Below are 16,280 nucleotides of genomic sequence, written 5' to 3'. Positions count from 1 at the left end.
AGCGTAAGGAATTTGTAAGAAACGGGTAAGAAAAAAGAGATTTCCGTTGTCTATTATAGAAATATAGAGTATTGCGAAAGGGGAAAGTAACATGACATATATATTAAAAACAAATCAGTTAACGAAAGTGTTTAAAGGGAAAGAAGTTATTTCCGGTGTTAACATGCATGTGAAAAAAGGAGAAATTTACGGTTTTTTAGGACCAAACGGTGCTGGTAAAACAACGATTATGAAAATGATTACAAATTTAATAAAACCGACGAGCGGTGAGATTGAAATTTTCGGTGAGAAGTTAACAGATACATCTTATGAAGTATTAAAGAGAATGGGGACGATTATTGAATATCCAATCTTTTATGATAAATTAACGGCGAAAGAAAACTTAGAATTACATTGTGAATATATGGGCTATTACGATAAAAATGAAATTGACCATGCTTTACATTTAGTGAAGCTGCAAGGTATAGATAATAAAAAAGTAAAAGATTTTTCATTAGGAATGAAACAACGACTCGGTATTGCAAGGGCAATCGTAACAAAGCCAGAATTACTCATTTTAGATGAACCCATTAACGGTTTAGATCCAATTGGTATTAAAGAATTAAGAGACTTATTTAAAATGCTCTGCAAAGAATATGGCATTACATTATTAGTTTCTAGCCATATTTTAGGTGAGATGGAATTAATGGCGGATACAATTGGTGTCATTCAAAATGGAAAACTAATAAAAGAAGTTTCAATGAAGAGTATTAACGGAAAACAAACAGAGTACATTGAAATTACTGTTCCTGATGTGAAGCGTGCAGCTTATATTTTAGAAGATAAACTTGGTATAAAAAACTACAAAATAATGAGTGGAAACATGATTCGGGTTTATGAAGTGGCGGTGACACAGCAAGCCATTTCCAAAGCACTTATTATGAACGATGTGGAAATTGAAAGTATTAATAAGAAACATAGTTCCTTAGAAGAATATTTCTTAAATGTAATGGATGGAGAGGGCATTCATGCTTAATGGACTGTGGCTGAACCTGGTAAGTGGATTTATCGTAATGCTAGTAAGTGGAATTTTATATTATAGAAAACCAGAGCGGAAATGGTTGTTAATCCTACTAGTGATAGGAATGTTAAGCTTCGTTACTGCTGGAATTAGAATGTTAGCAGCGTAGAGACAGGTATATAAAGAATGGAGGCGTGGTTTATATGTTTAAATTAATGAAGCTCGAATGGAAGAAACATCAATTATCTAGTTACTTTAAAAGTGTAGCAATTTGTATTATAGCAATTTTCGCTGCAGTAAGCCTTATGGCATGGGGAATGAAAGCCGAGGGAGACGTGCTCTTCTTTGACTTCACACAGAACATGGCTTTAGTAAATATTTTTATTAGGATAACATTCATTATTTTTAGTTCAGTCATTTTATCACGTTTAGTAATTGATGAGTATAAGAACAAAACGATACAACTATCATTTATGTATCCGCTACAAAGGAAAATGCTAATGAGTGCGAAATTAACAATTGTTTTCTGTTTTTGTTTTGTGAGCACGATTATCGCGACTTTCATTATTAGCTTGCTCGTATATTTTGTGAGTCCAATGATGGGACTGATTGAAACACCTGCTACGATAGGTGAAATAATAGCTATGGTTCCAGGTACTATTATAAGTGCATTTATGATATCTGGTATAAGTTTAATTCCTTTATTTTTTGGAATGAGAAAGAAATCGACACCGACAACGATTACTTCAGCAGTAATAATTGGCTTGCTGATTAGTGGTAACTATGGTCCTGGAAACGGTCAAGTAAGTATGTTTGATTTTATAGCTATCCCAATCGTGCTCTGTTTATTAGGAATTTTCATTAGTTATCTATCGTTTCGTAAAATCGACAAGATCGATGTGGCGTGAAGCAAGCTTAAAACGAAAACGAACTGGGGTATGAATAGTGAAAAAAATAATAGTAATTGCAATATTATTCATTACAATTGCTAGTGCGGTTTTTGGTTTTAAGATATTTCAGGGGAAAGATTTTAAGAAAGAAAAGTCTTTTGAGATAAATAATATAAAAGAAATAGAAGTAGACAATGAAAACTGGAATCTTGAATTTAAAAGTACAGACGCTAATAAAATAATAATTTCCGCTCAAGGTGAACAAGCAGATAAAGAGATAGATCCCGTCAAAATAGAAAATGATGAAAATAAAATTATGGTTAAGCAAAAACAAGAGGCGAACAAATTTTTTAATGGTTTTACGTTTAGGAAGAAGAATAGTATATGTATAGCTATTCCGAAGAAAGAAATAGATAAAATTGTATTAAATAATAAATCAGGTGATGTGAAAATAAGAGATATAGTAGTAAAAAGTATCGTGACGAAAGGCAAATCTGGGGATGGAATGATTGTAGGACTATCAGCCGAGAAAGGTGAATTCATATCGCAAAGTGGAGAGTTAGTTGTAAAAGATAGTTCAGTACAAGAATTAAATATAAAGTCTACGACTGGTGATAACTATATAACAAATGTAAGTAACTCAAATATGAACATCACTTCAACATTTGGGGAAGTATTGCTGAAAGATATGACAGAAGGAAAATCATTATTTATAGAAACAAAATCAGGGGATATTGGCGTACGGTATAAAGGTGTCCCGGCATCATTGAAGCTTATGGCTAAAAGTAATTCGGCTGACGTAATAGTGGATTTAAAAGGACTTAAGAAAGATAAAAATACAGAAAAAATAAAAGTAGGAACGATTGGTGATGCAAAAAATGAAGCGAAGATTTTAAGTGAAACAGGAGTCATTTATATTGATTAAATCTTAGGAGGAAGGAGGACACTATCATGCTACATTTAATGAAGCTAGAATTGAAAAAGTTTAAGCTTGGTTGGTACGTGAAGAGAGCAATTATTGCAAATATTGTTATACTGGCATTAATGATCTTTGTGAGCATCATTGCTCAAGTAGAAGGTGATGCAGAAATAAGGAATCCAGAGACGATATTGTTAATGGCTAGCACAATAGTAAGAGCAACGTTTATTGTTTTTGGTAGTGTATTAATCGCAAGGCTAATAATTGGTGAATATAAAAATAAAACAATACTACTTATGTTTTCTTACCCTATTAATCGGAAGAAAATGATGGCTAGTAAGTTGGCTATTACAGCGATAGTAACATTTATAACAGTTATTGTATCTAACATTTTAGTAGTAGGAGTTTTCTTTGGTATAGATAGCTATTTTTCAATTCTTCCTAATTCATTTACAGTAGATCAATTGATGCAAGAAGGAATAAAACTAGTTCCTTTAGCCATTGCAACTGCGGGGATGAGTTTAATCCCATTATATTTCGGAATGCGTAAACGCTCCGTGCCAACTACAATTGTTTCATCTCTTATCGTTGTCACAATTGCAATGAATGGCAACCCAGAGTTTTCTACAGCAACTTTTCTTCCCCTTCAACTAGCACTCGCAGCAATTGGAGTTGTGATTGCGTATTACGGCATTAAAAATATAGAGAAGGAAGATATAGCAGTATGATAAGAATACGTAAAAGGAGTTGGTGTTATACTAACTCCTTTTTTGTATATGTATGCTTCGTTACTACTCTGTAAATTTGGAGTGTTTGCTTAAATACGCTTGTACTTCTGGAGAAATATTAAAGTTATTAGGACTTTTATATTCGATAGTAAACTCTCCGTCTTTATTTGTTTCAAAGGCGATTGCATAGCTATTCATTTTAGCATCGTAAGAAGTTTTTTTGACTTCTGCATCTAGATTAAAATATTTTGTAATATACTCTTTTGATTCCGTAATTGCTGTTTGTTTTCCCCAAGGGGTACCATAATAGGTGAAATAAAGAGATACACTAATAACTCCAATAATAGAAGTTAGTAAAATAGTTCCCATAGCTATTTTTTTATTTTTTGTATTCAATTTGGTTACCCCTCTTCGTAATATGTATTCATTTTAACCTATATATTCCATAAAACAACCATTTAGAAAAAATAGTTTCACATGAAACAAGTTACAGAAAAAGACAAGATGTGTAAACACCTTGTCTTTTTTGTCGTTACATTTTAGGAGCTTCCATTCCAGCCGCAGCCCATTCTTCTTTTGCGGGGCCATATACGCCAGGAACTGTTAAGCCGGCTTGTCGCATTAAAACCGTCATTTGCCCGCGGTGATGATTTTGATGATTAATAAGTGTCATTAAAAATATAGAATTCGGCATAGGGCGACCAAAGAAGTCATTAATAGTTGCTAAATCTTTATTAGTCCATTTACTTTGAAGTGCTTCAACAAAAGCCGCATTCACTTTACGGTACTCATCTGCAATTGTTTTTGCAGAAGTTGGGACAGGATAATCTTTCGTTTCTCCTTCAAACTTTAGCCCTGTGCCAGATAGTATAACAGGAATTGCCGTCACGATATGCCAAGCGACTCTTCCTAACGTCCAATGTCCAGGTGCAATTTCTTGTGATAAAGATGCATCGGTTAATGAATCAAGCATTTTCTGAGTAGACTCTGCTTCGTATGTCCATGATTGCAAGAAGCCTTCAATTGTTTGGTACATTATTGTTATCCCCCTCTACTTATGTTCATAGATTAAGTTCGAGAAGAAATGACAAGTTCCCTTTATGTTTTAATAATGGTATTTAAAATTTTATATATAAATTTTATGATACTATTGAGTGTATATAGAATTATATTAATTCAGGGGGATATTATGAAAAGATTGATTTTAGGAATCATAATTTTATTTTTAATGGTAGGATGTAGCAATGAAACCTATAAAAAAGCAATGGATCAAGGGAAATTGGCGTTAGCGAGTAAAGAATATGACACGGCAGTAGCATCATTTGAGCTAGCATTAGAAGAGAAAAAGGATGATAAAGAAGCAAAGGTATTAAAAGACCAAACTACTAAGATGATAAGTTCGATAAAAGAGAAATCGAGTGGAAATATAGAACAAGCAATAGGTTTGTTTCAAGAAGTAGAAAAGATGAAAGATGGTTCCGCAATCCTTCAAAGTCAAGCGAAAGAACAAAAAGATTCGCTCATAGAGCATAAAGAGTTAAAAGGTCAATATATAGGTCAATTGGAAAAGGCAGAGAAGTTAAAGAATGATAAAAAGTATGAAGAGGCTAAAGGGATAGTAAATAAAATTGTTAACGATACTGGCCAAAATCAACAATTTATTTCGGAAAATCAACGGGCCGAAGAGCTGAATAAGCAAATAGATGGCTTACTAACTCAACAAGCAGAAGTTAAGAAAAAAGAGGCTGATATTGGAAAGTTAAAGGGGTCTTGGATGTCATCAGAAAGTACAGACAGGCCAGTTGGGTTGGAAATAGAATCTATTAATAGTGAGAAAACAGGCGGAGAATTTATGGAACATAATATTTTTGGGAAAGGGACTACTATAGGAGACTTTCGAATATTAAGTGTGGACCAAGGGATTATTTCCATAGAGCTTGTATTTTTAATGGGAGAAAGAAAACAGAAGGTTGATTTGAAACTTGAGGAGAGCACATTAACTGTACATCATGAGTTTATGGGAGGGACTAAATCTGTAAAATTAGTGAGATCAGAGTAATTTATCCCGCTATTCACCTGCAGTAAAATTCCCACCTCAAGATTCGGCTGGAGCAAAGAAGTTAGGTGGGAGATCCACTGCTCATAAAAGCCCAATTGGTTTGGGTTAATAATCAGTGGGGATGAAGAACCCCCCCACTAATTAAAGTTTCACTTTATTTAGTATATAAAAAGGAGGCTTCTAACAAGAAGCCTCCTTTTTAATTAACTTTCTTCCCACTCTTCCTCATCAACCATAAGAAATAAGGTGCTCCAAGTACAGCGACGACAAGACCAGAAGGAATTTCTTTCGGATATGCAATTGTTCGGCCGAGTAAGTCAGCAATGGAAAGAAGAATTGCTCCAAACAGTGCTGAGCAAACGAATAGTCTTTGATGGTTCATACCAACAACAATTCTTGCTAAGTGAGGTGCGACAAGGCCTAAAAAGGCAATTGTACCGACAGCAGCGATATTTACTGACGCAAGTAGTGTCGCTAGCACAATTAGAGCAAGACGTGTTTTATTTACTGGTTGCCCAAGTCCAGTTGCTAAATCGTCTCCCAGTACGAGAACGTCAAGTTGTTTTATTAAGAAAAAGATAATGAATACAAGAATTAGAGATGGATATAGAATGATATTTTCTAAGTGATTCCACCCTCTTGCATACGTACTGCCAGATAACCATGTTAAAGCAGCGGCAACATTCAAATTGGCTCTAACGATAAAGATTTGAATAATTGCTGAGCCAAGCGCAGAAATACCAATCCCTATTAAAGCGAGAGCTGTTGGACTAAATCCTGATTTCCAAGAGAAGAAGAGGACAATTCCAACTGCAAGTAGTCCGCCAATAAATGCACCAATTGGTAGGAAGAAACCAGGAAGTGCAGGAAAGACATACATAATCGTTAAAGCACCGACACCAGCTCCCGATGAAATACCAATAATAGAAGGATCGGCAAGTGGGTTTCGTAATATACTTTGGAAAACAAGCCCACTTATTGCAAGGCATGCGCCAGCAATAGCAGCAACGAGCATTCTTGGTAAACGAAGATTCATCATCATATTTTTGTCAAATTGTGTTAATTGACCTGATATAACATTAGTAATGCTTTCGATATAAGCGTTACTACCGATTGTAACACCAAGAGCAATCGTCACAATACAAAGTGTGATAGATATAATGATTACCTTTTTATAAGAGTAATAGCGGGAACTAGCTCCAGCTGCATTCGCACCGTTATCATTCATATATTGTTTCGATTTCATCATTCGATACACTAAGTAAATAAGCCAAGGAGATCCAATCATTGCTGTGACTGCCCCAACAGGAAGTTCTGCACCGGTTGGATCTATTAATCTACCGACAACATCTGCTCCAAGCAATAATACTGCCCCCCATAAGAAAGAAGAGAGAAGAAGAGTAAAGTGTTGACGGTATCCGATAAGGCGCATTAAATGAGGTGCAACTAAGCCGACAAAGCCAATTGGTCCAACAACAGTAACAATTACTGCTGTTAAAAAGATTGCAGCAATGAAGGCGATAAGACGTGTTACTGCTGTTTTTTCACCAAGAGAAATAGCAACATCATCACCAAGTAAGAGAATGTTGAGTTTACGAGACATAAATAGTAAAACTAGGAAAGAAATAATGATAAATGGAAAAGCAAATTGAACGCCATCCCAGTTATTTTGAATAAGAGAGCCAGCTCCCCATAAAAATAAACCAGCTGTTTCATTTTCATAGAAAAGCTGCATCGTTCCGGTAAAGGCAGAGAGCATTAATGTAACGACCATACCAGCTAATGCCATTCTAAGTGGGGTTCCCTTTTTTCCACCAGAAATACGGTATACAAATAAAGCAGTAATAGCACCACCGATAAATGTGAACAGAAGAGAATTAATTTGTAAATCTTTCGGTAAGAAAATTGTAGCCGCTACTAGAAAGAAATATGCGCCAGAGTGAATACCCATTGTACTGGATTCAGCAAGTGGATTTTTCGTTAACGTTTGTAAAATAACCCCTGATGCAGCAAGAGCGCCTCCAGCTAAAATGGCAATTACAGCTCTAGGTAATCGAAGCATAATTAAAGTTTGATGTTCTAGTGATTGGTTCGGTGAGATAAGAGCATCAATAATCATACTATAGGAAATGTTTGCTTGACCTTGTCCGATATGAATAAAGAAAAGGAGGAGCAAGAGAGCTGCTCCTCCTCCGAATACAAGACTTGCTCGAAGTGTATGTTGTAAGCTATTCATTGTGTAATCACTTCTTCGCTGTCATTACATCTGCTACTTGTGTTGCTAAAGATGTTGCAGACTCAGGACCACCGAAAATCCAAGTGTCGCCTTTTAATTTATACATTTTGTTTTCTTTTTTGAACTTTAATTCTTCCCAAGCAGGGTTGCCTTTTAGTTGCGTGTCAAAAATGTTATCTTCATCCGCTACAATGTAAATGAAGTTTGAATCTTGTACACTTTGTAATGATTCTACAGTTGTTTGTTTAAAACCATCTGGCTCAGATTTTCCTGCTTCAAAAGTATTTGTTAGACCTAATTTTTTTGTAACTTGTAAAGCTAAAGAATTGTCAGTTAAGATACGGAATGTTGGTACGTTTTTAGCAGTAAATGCTTGTGCCATTGCGATGTTTTTATCTTTTAAGTCTGCTTTCTCAATTTTTGCTTTTGCATCAGCGAATGCTTTATCCATATCAGCTAATACTTTTTTACCTTCTTCTTCTTTTCCAACTGCTTTTGCAATTTGTTTAAATGTTTCTGTCATTTCAGCAAAGTGATCGTTATTGCTTGTTGATGGATCAAACATAACTGTTGGTGCAATTTGCTCTAATTCATTTTTAATTGCTTTACCACGGAATGAAGCTGTAATAATTAAGTCTGGTTTTAAACGGCTAATTTCTTCTAAGTTTGGTTGTTGACGTGTCCCTACATCTACAACATCTTTACTCGGTTTTGTTTTTGTATTTACCCATTTATTATAATTCTTAATGTCTGCCATCCCTACTGGCTGAACACCAAGTGCTAATAAGTCTTCAGAATATACCCACTCAAGTACAACTACTTTTTTTGCTGGTTTATCTAACTTCGTTTCCCCTTCAGCGTGTTTAATTGTTAGAGCTTGATTTTTATTGTCCGCTTTTGTTTCTTTTTTCTCCTCTTTTTGCTGTCCGCATCCAACAGCGAATAGAAGAACTACTATGAAAATACTGAGAATTTTCTTCATCTTCTGCCCCCAAATTAAGTGTTTTTTGTAACTAGTACCATAAGTGAAAATGGTTATCAATTACAACACCCAAATCATACTATGAGGATATTTTAAGTGTCAATATATTTTTAAAATTTTGACGAAAAATAACGAACTATACGGATTTTTATATATTATAGTCGCTATTTATGAAGAATAAGCCTCTTTACTAAAAATATTGGCGAATGTGGAAAGTTTAAATGGGAAAGTGGCTGTGTACGATAGTGTAATGTGTATTGTTAATAGTCTGTGGAGATAAGGCGAAAGTACAAGCAAAAGGAGAGTGAATCGCATGTAATAATTACTAGAATGTATGGAGGAAATCTGTGTTTTATCCCCAACTAGGCAAAGTATTTCTTTGTTATTTAGATAGGTGTTTTTTAAGTCGGTGATTGCGCTAAAAAGATCGAATGTAAAGGAAGTGATCAACATGTCTTCATGGAGCAATAACGTAAATGGATATTGTGGGTGTAATAATCAAAATGGTGTACATGTTGATTCATGCTGTTTTAGTTGCGATGGGACAGTTCCTAAGGTTGGTCCAACCGGTCCGACGGGGGCAACAGGAGCAACAGGTGGCACAGGCCCAACGGGAGCAACAGGAGCAACAGGTGGCACAGGCCCAACGGGAGCAACAGGAGCAACAGGTGGCACAGGCCCAATGGGGGCGACAGGAGTAACAGGCGACACAGGTCCAACGGGAGCGACAGGAATAACAGGAGCAACAGGCCCAACGGGAGCGACAGGAATAACAGGGGCAACGGGTCCAACAGGAGCGACAGGAATAACAGGGGCAACAGGCCCAACGGGGGCGACAGGAATAACAGGGGCAACGGGTCCAACAGGCCCAACAGGAGCGACAGGTTCAACAGGGGCAACGGGAGCGACGGGTTCAACAGGTCCAACGGGAGCGACAGGAATAACAGGAGCAACGGGTCCAACGGGAGCAACAGGTTCAACCGGGGCAACGGGAGCGACAGGTTCAACGGGTCCAACGGGAGCGACAGGAATAACAGGAGCAACGGGTCCGACGGGAGCAACAGGTTCAACCGGGGCAACGGGAGCGACGGGTTCAACAGGAGTGACAGGCCCAACGGGAGCAACAGGCTCAACCGGTCCAACGGGAACGACGGGTTCAACAGGTCCGACAGGAGCAACAGGAGCGACGGGCTCAACGGGTTCAACCGGGGCTACAGGTACAAGTATCACGGCGACATATGCATTTGCAAATAATACGTCGGGAACAGCGATATCGGTAGTTCTTGGTGGAACGAATGTCCCGCTTCCAAATAATCAAAACATCGGTCCAGGAATTACTGTTTCTGGTGGAAACACAGTATTTACGGTTGCAAATGCTGGTAATTATTATATTTCATATACAATTAATATAACGGCTTCATTATTAGTCAGTTCACGGATTACAATTAATGGAGGGGCACTTGCTGGGACGATAAATTCTCCTGCGGTAGCAACCACATCATTTAGTGCAACAATTATTACAACTCTTGCAGCAGGAGATGCTATTAGTTTACAATTATTTGGTTTGTTAGCTGTCGCAACATTATCAACAACTACCCCAGGAGCAGTGTTAACGATAATAAGATTGAGCTAAGCCATAACTCTTTTACTCTTTTAAGATTAAGAGAGTTTCTACATATAATAAGAAGTTAATGAAGTAAAGCATAGTTATATAAAAGTCAGAATATTATGATTGTAACGCTATGGTGACTATAATATAATGAAAATAACCATCATGAATGAACATTCATTTATTTTTTATGTATTTGAAGGGGGAATGAAGGTGGAAAAACCATGGTTGAAAAGTTATCCAGAGGAAATTCCGAGTACGGTTTCTTATGATATTCAGCCGCTTCATAGATATGTAGAACAGATGGCTTCTCGCTACCCAGAAAAGAAAGCGCTTCACTTTTTAGGGAAGGATATTACGTTTTCGGACTTCCATGATAAGGTGAAGCGGTTTGCAAATTATCTTCAAAAGCTCGGTGTGGAAAAGGGTGATCGAGTTGCTATTATGTTGCCGAATTGTCCGCAAGCTGTAATTGGTTATTACGGTACATTACTTGCGGGAGGTATCGTAGTACAAACCAATCCACTGTATACAGAAAGGGAATTAGAATATCAGCTTCATGACTCGGGAGCAAAAGTAATTCTTTGTCTCGATTTAGTGTTTCCAAGAGTAACGAATGTTCAATCTGCTACAAAAATTGAGCATATTATCGTAACTCGTATTGCAGACTTTTTACCATTCCCTAAAAATCTATTGTATCCATTTGTGCAGAAAAAACAGTCGAATTTAGTTGTGAAAGTATCAGAGAGTGAAACGATTCATCTTTGGAATTCAGTAGAAAAAGAAGTGAATACGAATGTTGAGGTGCCTTGTGATCCTGAAAATGATCTAGCTCTTTTACAGTACACAGGAGGAACAACCGGATTTCCGAAAGGAGTTATGTTAACGCATAAAAACCTCGTCTCTAACACGTTAATGGGAGTTCAATGGTTATATAATTGCAAAGAAGGAGAAGAAGTCGTTCTTGGGGTTCTTCCATTTTTCCATGTTTATGGTATGACAGCTGTTATGAATTTAAGTATTATGCAAGGATACAAAATGGTCCTTATTCCAAAGTTTGATATGAAAATGGTTTTTGAAGCGATTAAGAAGCATAAAGTGACATTGTTTCCAGGGGCACCAACTATTTATATCGCTCTTTTAAATAGTCCGCTTTTAAAAGAATACGATATTTCTTCTATTCGTGCTTGTATTAGTGGATCAGCACCACTGCCAGTAGAAGTACAGGAAAAGTTCGAAAAAGTTACAGGTGGTAAACTAGTAGAGGGATATGGTTTAACAGAATCCTCTCCGGTTACACATAGTAATTTTTTATGGGAAAAGCGAGTGCCAGGTAGCATCGGAGTTCCGTGGCCAGATACAGAAGCAATCATTATGTCGCTTGAAACTGGTGAGGCATTACCGCCAGGAGAAATAGGTGAAATTGTAGTGAAAGGCCCTCAAATTATGAAAGGATATTGGAATAAGCCAGAGGAAACAGCGGCTGTATTGCAAGATGGCTGGCTCCATACAGGTGATGTTGGCTACATGGATGAAGATGGATTCTTCTATGTAAAAGATCGCAAGAAAGATATGATTGTCGCGAGTGGATTTAATGTGTATCCTCGTGAAGTTGAAGAAGTATTATATGAGCATGAAAAAGTGCAAGAAGTAGTGACAATTGGAGTTCCAGATCCATACCGAGGAGAGACGGTTAAAGCATTTGTTGTGTTAAAAGAAGGTACGGAGTGCTCTGAGGAAGAATTAAATCAGTTTGCACGTAAATATTTAGCGGCTTATAAAGTGCCGAAAGTATATGAGTTTAGAGATGAATTGCCAAAAACGACAGTAGGGAAAATTTTACGCCGTGTTCTAATAGATGAAGAGAAGAGAAAGAATGAGGATGAGCAAACGGGCTAAGGCCCTTTCTTTTTGAAAAAATAGGATTGACACTTTTCTAAATAGTCAGTATTATAAGAATATGAATGACTATTCATTCAGTCATCTTCTTGAAGGGGACAGTAAAGTGAAGAAAAATAGACCGAAATACAATCAAATTATTGATGCGGCAGTCATTGTGATTGCGGAGAATGGGTACCACCAAGCGCAAGTTTCTAAAATCGCAAAGCAAGCTGGGGTAGCTGATGGCACGATTTATTTATATTTTAAAAATAAAGAAGATATATTAATATCCTTATTCCAAGAGAAGATGGGAGAATTTGTCGAAACAATTCGTCAAAAAACAGCAGGAATTGAAAGCGCTGTATCGAAGTTATTCATGTTGGTAGAAACGCACTTCTTGCTGTTGTCGCAAAATGATCCTCTTGCTATCGTTACGCAATTAGAGCTAAGGCAGTCCAATCAAGACTTGCGCCTTAAAATAAATGAAGTATTAAAAGGCTACTTACAAGTTATGGATGAGATTTTAGAGACTGGTATAAAACAAGGTGAATTTCAAGCAGATTTAAATGTTCGCGTGGCAAGACAAATGATCTTTGGAACAGTAGATGAAGTTGTGACCAATTGGGTAATGAGCGATCATAAGTATGATCTGGTCGCACTTTCAAAAACGGTACACGGGCTACTTATTGCAGCTTGTGGTTATCGTCAATAATGGGAGGGATCATGTTGAAATTCCTATCTGTAAGAGTTGAAGATCATATCGCGGTGGCGACATTAAATCACGCACCAGCGAATGCGATGTCTTCACAAGTTATGCATGATGTTACTGAATTAATTGATCAAGTGGAAAAGGATGATAACATTCGTGTTGTTGTTATTCACGGTGAAGGACGTTTCTTCTCAGCGGGAGCAGATATTAAAGAATTTACATCTGTTACTGAAGCGAAGCAAGCAACAGAATTAGCACAGCTTGGACAAGTTACGTTTGAGCGTGTTGAAAAATGTTCAAAACCAGTTATTGCGGCAATTCATGGAGCGGCACTGGGCGGCGGCCTTGAGTTTGCTATGTCTTGCCACATGCGCTTTGCAACTGAAAGTGCAAAACTTGGTTTACCTGAATTAACACTTGGATTAATTCCTGGCTTTGCAGGTACACAGCGCTTACCACGTTATGTTGGGAAAGCGAAAGCTTGTGAAATGATGTTAACAAGTACACCAATTACTGGTGCAGAAGCATTAAAGTGGGGACTTGTTAACGGATTGTTCTCTGAAGAATCTCTTTTAGATGATACGCTTAAAGTTGCAAAACAAATTGCTGGAAAAAGTCCAGCAACAACTCGTGCTGTACTAGAGTTATTGCAAACGACAAAATCGTCTCATTACTATGAAGGTGTACAACGTGAATCACAAATTTTTGGTGAAGTATTTACGAGTGAAGATGGAAGAGAAGGTGTAGCCGCATTTTTAGAAAAGCGTAAACCTTCATTTAGTGGCAGGTAGTTCAATTATTTTTTTAATATAAATTAACAGAAAATTAAAATTGATAGAATCTTTCTGAAAAACAAGGGGGTAAATGGAATGAACATCTACGTACTCATGAAACGAACATTTGATACAGAAGAAAAAATCGTAATTAAAAACGGTGCAATTTACGATGGCGAAGCGGAATTCATCATCAACCCTTACGATGAATATGCAATTGAAGAAGCAATTCAAGTAAGAGACGCACAAGGTGGAGAAGTTACAGTTGTAACAGTCGGTGGCGAAGATAGTGAGAAAGAACTTCGTACTGCATTAGCAATGGGCTGTGATAAAGCGGTATTAATTAATATTGAAGATGATGTAGAAAATGGTGACCAGTTCACGACAGCAAAAGTGCTTGCTGAATATTTAAAAGATAAAGATGCAGATTTAATTTTAGGCGGAAACGTTGCAATTGATGGTGCATCTGGACAAGTAGGACCACGCGTAGCTGAAGCGTTAAATATTCCGTATGTAACGACAATTACAAAACTTGAAATTGACGGTACAAATGTGAAGATTGAGCGTGATGTTGAAGGTGATACAGAAGTGATTGCAACTTCATTACCAGTTTTAGTAACAGCACAGCAAGGTTTAAATGAACCGCGTTATCCATCGCTTCCAGGTATTATGAAAGCGAAGAAAAAGCCGCTAGAAGAATTAGAATTAGATGATTTAGATTTAGAAGAAGATGATGTGGAAGCAAAGACAAAAACAATTGAAATCTATTTGCCTCCTAAGAAAGATGCAGGAAAAGTGTTACAAGGCGAGCTGCAAGATCAAGTAAAAGAACTTGTATCGTTGCTCCATACAGAAGCGAAAGTAATCTAATAAAATACGAAATTATATATGCAGGAGGGAAAATCTATGGCTCGTAAAGTATTAGTAATGGGTGAAGTTCGTGATGGATCGCTACGTAACGTTTCTTTTGAAGCGGTAGCAGCAGCAAAAACAATTGCAGAAGGCGGTGAAGTAGTAGGTCTTCTAATTGGAGACAGCGTTGCCTCTTTTGCAAATGAATTGATTCATTACGGTGCAGATCGCGTTGTGACAGTTGAAAATGATAAATTAAAATCATATACATCTGATGGTTATGCACAAGCGTTTTTAGCTGTACATGCTGAAGAAAATCCAGAAGGTATCGTTTTTGGACATACAGCACTTGGTAAAGATTTATCACCAAAATTAGCAGCGAAGCTTGAAGCTGGTTTAGTTTCTGACGTAACTGCTTTAGAGGTTGAAGGTGGAAATGTTATCTTCACTCGTCCAATTTACTCTGGTAAAGCATTCGAGAAGAAGATTGTAACAGACGGCATCTTATTTGCGACAGTGCGTCCAAATAATATTGCAACTCTGGAAAAAGATGAGTCTCGCAGCGGTGACGTATCTTCTATTACAGTTGATGTGAAAGATTTACGTACAATCATTCAAGATGTTGTCCGTAAAACACAGCAGAAGGTGTGGATCTTTCTGAAGCAAAAGTTATTATCGCTGGCGGACGTGGTGTGAAGAGTGAAGAAGGCTTTAAGCCATTAAAAGAGTTAGCAGACGTACTAGGCGGCGCTGTTGGGGCATCTCGTGGTGCTTGTGACGCTGAATACTGTGATTACTCATTACAAATTGGTCAAACTGGTAAAGTTGTTACGCCAGACTTATACATTGCATGTGGTATTTCTGGTGCGATTCAGCATTTAGCAGGTATGTCTAACTCAAAAATAATCGTTGCGATTAATAAAGATCCAGAAGCAAGTATCTTTAAAGTAGCTGACTATGGTATTGTCGGTGACTTATTCGAAGTTGTACCTCTTTTAACAGAAGAGTTTAAAAAGTTAAAAGTACATTCATGATTTAAGTACCCTTGAGTTCCAAGTGAAGTACCCCTATATATAGAAAAAGGTGAGAGATCCCCTGTCTCTCATCTTTTTAGTATTTAATCCGTATTTTTATATAGTATAAAGGAACATTTTTTTGTTACAATACATAACGATACATATTATTCGCCACGTATATAAGTTAATGATATACTCTTGGTAGAATATACTTGAAGGAGGAAATAAAATGGCAATTGTAAACGCAAATGACCAAAGCTTCGCAGCAGAAACTAGCGAAGGTGTTGTATTATTAGATTTCTGGGCACCTTGGTGTGGACCTTGTAAAATGATCGCTCCTGTATTAGAGGAAATTGATGCAGAACTAGGCGAAAAAGTAAAAGTAGTAAAAGTAGACGTTGATGAAAACCAAGAAACTGCTCGTCAATTCGAAGTAATGAGCATTCCAGCTCTTTTCGTATTAAAAGACGGTAAAGTAGTTGATCAAGCGTTAGGTTACAAACCGAAAGAAGCGTTAGTAGAATTAGTTTCTAAACACTTCTAAAATAAAAAAAGCTACCATTTGGTAGCTTTTTTTATTTTCTTTTTTACAGTCTTTCCGTTACAATAAAAGAACGTATGTTGGG

At 37.0% G+C, this 16,280-nt stretch carries 16 protein-coding genes and 1 pseudogene; 13 read left to right on the top strand and 4 right to left on the bottom strand.

Annotated elements, in window-relative coordinates; genetic code table 11:
- The first annotated feature begins 91 nt into the window (after positions 1–91).
- Genes M1D73_RS23230 through M1D73_RS23210 form a run of 5 tightly spaced genes read left to right on the top strand, consistent with a single transcriptional unit; the run spans position 92 to position 3,537 of the window.
- Positions 92–1,015: an ABC transporter ATP-binding protein gene (locus M1D73_RS23230; protein ID WP_000221069.1), complete on the top strand. Its 924-nt coding sequence runs from the start codon at positions 92–94 to the stop codon at positions 1,013–1,015.
- Positions 1,008–1,169 (top strand): hypothetical protein, encoded by a 162-nt coding sequence (locus M1D73_RS23225; RefSeq protein WP_000931817.1) that lies wholly within the window; start codon positions 1,008–1,010, stop codon positions 1,167–1,169. Before M1D73_RS23230 ends, M1D73_RS23225 begins: the two co-directional genes overlap by 8 nt.
- A 34-nt stretch (positions 1,170–1,203) precedes the next feature.
- Entirely contained in the window at positions 1,204–1,908 is a 705-nt protein-coding gene (locus M1D73_RS23220) for an ABC transporter permease (protein WP_000475552.1), read from the top strand.
- Between the two features lie 37 nt (positions 1,909–1,945).
- A complete protein-coding gene (locus tag M1D73_RS23215; protein WP_000720988.1) occupies positions 1,946–2,815 on the top strand; it encodes a DUF4097 family beta strand repeat-containing protein in 870 nt (289 codons plus the stop codon).
- Between the two features lie 26 nt (positions 2,816–2,841).
- Entirely contained in the window at positions 2,842–3,537 is a 696-nt protein-coding gene (locus tag M1D73_RS23210) for an ABC transporter permease (RefSeq protein WP_000902926.1), read from the top strand.
- 63 nt (positions 3,538–3,600) lie between these two features.
- Here M1D73_RS23210 and M1D73_RS23205 read toward each other — a convergent pair whose 3' ends face one another.
- Both M1D73_RS23205 and M1D73_RS23200 read right to left on the bottom strand, forming a co-directional pair.
- Positions 3,601–3,933 carry a YfjL-like protein gene (locus M1D73_RS23205; RefSeq protein WP_121868092.1) on the bottom strand — a complete coding sequence of 111 codons (333 nt, stop codon included), beginning with the start codon at positions 3,931–3,933 and terminating at the stop codon, positions 3,601–3,603.
- 136 nt (positions 3,934–4,069) lie between these two features.
- On the bottom strand, positions 4,070–4,573 hold the full coding sequence (locus M1D73_RS23200) for a DinB family protein (RefSeq protein ID WP_000284980.1): 504 nt from the start codon (positions 4,571–4,573) through the stop codon (positions 4,070–4,072).
- Between the two features lie 153 nt (positions 4,574–4,726).
- Between M1D73_RS23200 and M1D73_RS23195 the strand changes: the two genes are divergently transcribed.
- Positions 4,727–5,596 (top strand): tetratricopeptide repeat protein, encoded by an 870-nt coding sequence (locus M1D73_RS23195; RefSeq protein ID WP_121868091.1) that lies wholly within the window; start codon positions 4,727–4,729, stop codon positions 5,594–5,596.
- Positions 5,597–5,795: 199 nt separating this feature from the next.
- Here the strand turns inward: M1D73_RS23195 and fhuB are convergent, their stop codons facing one another.
- Positions 5,796–7,832, bottom strand: coding sequence for a Fe(3+)-hydroxamate ABC transporter permease FhuB (gene fhuB / locus M1D73_RS23190; protein ID WP_001087088.1), 2,037 nt, complete (start codon positions 7,830–7,832; stop codon positions 5,796–5,798).
- Between the two features lie 7 nt (positions 7,833–7,839).
- Positions 7,840–8,814: an ABC transporter substrate-binding protein gene (locus M1D73_RS23185; RefSeq protein WP_000722826.1), complete on the bottom strand. Its 975-nt coding sequence runs from the start codon at positions 8,812–8,814 to the stop codon at positions 7,840–7,842.
- A 451-nt stretch (positions 8,815–9,265) separates the two neighbouring features.
- Here M1D73_RS23185 and M1D73_RS23180 point away from each other — a divergent pair, with 451 nt between their 5' ends.
- From M1D73_RS23180 to trxA, 7 genes and pseudogenes are all read left to right on the top strand, one after another.
- Positions 9,266–10,447 carry a BclA C-terminal domain-containing protein gene (locus M1D73_RS23180; protein ID WP_243341027.1) on the top strand — a complete coding sequence of 394 codons (1,182 nt, stop codon included), beginning with the start codon at positions 9,266–9,268 and terminating at the stop codon, positions 10,445–10,447.
- Between the two features lie 189 nt (positions 10,448–10,636).
- Positions 10,637–12,322, top strand: a complete 1,686-nt coding sequence (locus M1D73_RS23175; RefSeq protein ID WP_000414746.1) for a long-chain-fatty-acid--CoA ligase — start codon at positions 10,637–10,639, stop codon at positions 12,320–12,322.
- Positions 12,323–12,428: 106 nt separating this feature from the next.
- Positions 12,429–13,016, top strand: coding sequence for a TetR/AcrR family transcriptional regulator (locus tag M1D73_RS23170; protein ID WP_000742223.1), 588 nt, complete (start codon positions 12,429–12,431; stop codon positions 13,014–13,016).
- An 11-nt stretch (positions 13,017–13,027) separates the two neighbouring features.
- Entirely contained in the window at positions 13,028–13,804 is a 777-nt protein-coding gene (locus tag M1D73_RS23165) for an enoyl-CoA hydratase (RefSeq protein ID WP_000911292.1), read from the top strand.
- 78 nt (positions 13,805–13,882) lie between these two features.
- Positions 13,883–14,656 carry an electron transfer flavoprotein subunit beta gene (etfB, locus tag M1D73_RS23160; protein ID WP_001029028.1) on the top strand — a complete coding sequence of 258 codons (774 nt, stop codon included), beginning with the start codon at positions 13,883–13,885 and terminating at the stop codon, positions 14,654–14,656.
- A gap of 36 nt (positions 14,657–14,692) precedes the next feature.
- A pseudogene (gene etfA, locus M1D73_RS23155) lies at positions 14,693–15,672 on the top strand (electron transfer flavoprotein subunit alpha).
- Between the two features lie 211 nt (positions 15,673–15,883).
- Positions 15,884–16,198: a thioredoxin gene (trxA, locus tag M1D73_RS23150; protein WP_001018943.1), complete on the top strand. Its 315-nt coding sequence runs from the start codon at positions 15,884–15,886 to the stop codon at positions 16,196–16,198.
- Positions 16,199–16,280 lie beyond the last annotated feature (82 nt).

The organism is Bacillus sp. PK3-067, from assembly GCF_056738645.1.
The sequence above is the reverse complement of the archived record's forward strand: the minus strand, read 5'-3'. Positions and strand labels throughout refer to the sequence as shown.